The organism is Neptuniibacter caesariensis (assembly GCF_000153345.1).
Lineage (GTDB): Bacteria > Pseudomonadota > Gammaproteobacteria > Pseudomonadales > Balneatricaceae > Neptuniibacter > Neptuniibacter caesariensis.
Genome location: NZ_CH724125.1, coordinates 1,094,768 through 1,096,459 on the forward strand (window position 1 = coordinate 1,094,768; position 1,692 = coordinate 1,096,459).

Here is a 1,692-nt window from a genome sequence, read left to right on the forward strand (position 1 = left end):
TTTCATCGCGCCAACAATCGTTACTGGGGCTAAAGATGGGATGGCCGTCGTAGACAAAGAACAGTTTGGTCCTGTCCTTCCTATTATTGCCTACAGTGATGTCTCTGAAGCTGTTGCAAAAGTTAATGCCAGCGAAAATGGTTTAGGTGGTTCAGTCTGGGGTAATGATATTGCTCAGGCTCAGCAGATTGCTACGCAGTTGGAGTGCGGCACTGTATGGATCAATGGCCATGCAGAGGTGTTGCCGCATGCCCCATTCGGTGGCTGTAAGATGTCTGGATTTGGTGTCGAGTTTGGTCAGGAAGGTCTCCTTGAATACACGACTATCCAGGTCGTAAATATTAATCGATAAGCTTTATTAGCTCAGCCCACCCCTTCGGGCTGGCAGCTAATTGCGCTCTGAACTTACTGGCTCGTGAGTTTGGAATTTAGGGGGACGCCCGTTCCCCCGTTTTTTCTTTCTTCATTGAGGAACTTCTCTACTTTCCTCTCTTACTTCAGAACAGGCCTTCTGAGGTATTCACCCCAAGTGAACTTCGCTGCTTGGGTTTATTCAGGGAGCGACTAGCTCCCTTTTTTTATACTGTTTTTCAGGCAATAAAAAAGCCTGCAAAGGCAGGCTTTCTAATAAAGATTTATTTACACCAGTCGATCGCTTTCAGGAGCAACGGGTAGCGCCTGATCAAAGAACCCTTCGCTATGAATCATATCTTCATTTGCGCCTAAAGCTTTGGCAGCTTCTGCGCATGCATCTACAAACTCAGGGCTGCCCGCGATATAGATTGAGTGCCGGGAAAGATCAGAGTACTGATCACCCAGGATCGCAGGGATTCGCCCATGCAGATAACCGTCTTTCTCTTCTTGAGTCAGGGTCGGAATGAATTTGAAACGACGGTGCTTCTTATCCCAATATTCCATCAAACCTCGATCATAGATATCTTCCTCTTTACGGGCAGAGAACATCAGGTGTACTTGTTGCTTGAAGCCGCGACGAAGTGCTGCATCTGCAAGAGAAAGAATAGGTGCCAGGCCTGTACCAGCTACCAGACAAAGAACAGGTCCGTCGGTACTTGGATCACCAATGAAGGTGCCGTATGGGCCGGAGACATTCAGCATGCTGCCTGGGAACAGGTTGTCGTGCACCCAGTTACTGGTAGAACCTTCAGGTACGCGAGTGATCTGTAAAACGATCTCCCCGTCATTGGTGGGGGCGTTTGCAATCGAATAGCAGCGAGGTGTTATTTTACGTTCAATATCGTTGACCATCACGTACTGGCCTGGCCAGTAACGCATCTGCTTGCCGATTGGGCGAATACGAAGTTCAGTAATACGTGGAGTACGCTCTATGCGGTCCACTACAATAAAGCGAATATTTTCTGAAGGAGGGAATAGCTTTGGCTGCGCGTCCTCTGTACCCCATTCAATCTCTAATTCATTGGACAGAGGTTTACACATGCACATCAGGCCATAGCCTTCTGCGCGCTCTTCCTGAGACAGCGCCATGTCCATGATCAGGCCCTGATCGAATTCGCCGCTGTTTACTTTTACTTTACATTCACCGCATGCGCCGGCACGACAGTTATTTGGTAGGGCGTAACCGTGACGTTCGAGAGTTTCGAGAACTGTTTCGCCGCTATTTGATTCTACTTCTTTACCCGAAGGGGCTAATCGTACAACACCCATAAAGATCTC

General features: G+C 48.4%; 2 protein-coding genes. One reads left to right on the forward strand and one right to left on the reverse strand.

The features are described from left to right. A partial coding sequence (locus MED92_RS05215) for an aldehyde dehydrogenase family protein (RefSeq protein WP_007020460.1) occupies nucleotides 1–352 on the forward strand: 352 nt, incomplete at its 5' end. A 287-nt stretch (nucleotides 353–639) separates the two neighbouring features. On the opposite strand, the gene MED92_RS05220 is transcribed toward MED92_RS05215, so the two are convergent. After that, on the reverse strand, nucleotides 640–1,692 hold a 1,053-nt coding region (locus MED92_RS05220; RefSeq protein ID WP_007020461.1), incomplete at its 5' end, for a 2Fe-2S iron-sulfur cluster-binding protein.